General features: G+C 59.4%; 1 protein-coding gene. It reads left to right on the top strand.

The features are described from left to right. A partial coding sequence (locus tag AC1DWI_RS25350; RefSeq protein ID WP_477726211.1) for a CHASE2 domain-containing protein occupies nucleotides 1–712 on the top strand: 712 nt, incomplete at both ends.

Here is a 712-nt window from a genome sequence, read left to right as displayed (position 1 = left end):
CCTCTGATATCAAGCTCAACGTGGGGGAGTCGGTGCAAATCGGCAAGCTCCGAGTGCGCACCGACGAGTCGGCCCTGATGTTGCCGCAGTTTTATAAAGGCAGCGGCGGCAAGCCTGCTTTTGCAGTTGACTCCTTCTATGACGTGCTGACTGGCAAAATCCCTGCCACCAAATATGCGGACAAGATTGTGGTGATCGGCGCCACGGCGCAGGGCGTGGGTAGCCTCTTCACGACGCCGGCCGGTCCGGGGCTGTCACCGGCAGAGACCATTGCGCACATCACTTCCAGCATCCTGAGTGAACACTTCATTGTCCAGCCGACTTGGGGTGTCTGGGCTACGTTGGCTGTTCTGCTCGTGGTTGCGGCTTACCTTATCGCCGGGTTGCCTCGCCTCTCCGCTGGTAAGGCTGCGGTCATCACGTTGGCACTGTTCCTGGTGTTGCTGGTGGTTGAGTTCGGCTTGCTGTCGGCGGCCGCGACCTGGCTCAAGTTTGTCTTTCCCGCAGCCCTGCTGGTGATCGGCCACCTGGCGTTGACGACCAAGCGCTTCCTCATGACCGAGGCTGGCAAGCTCAAGTCCGACGAGGAATCGGCCGAGACCAATCGCATGATGGGTCTGGCGCTGCAAGGTCAAGGCCAGCTCGACATGGCGTTTGATCGTTTTCGCCGCGTACCTTTCACTGACGCACTGATGGACAACATGAACAACCT

The organism is Polaromonas sp. P3_C2, from assembly GCF_056402675.1.
The sequence above is the reverse complement of the archived record's forward strand: the minus strand, read 5'-3'. Positions and strand labels throughout refer to the sequence as shown.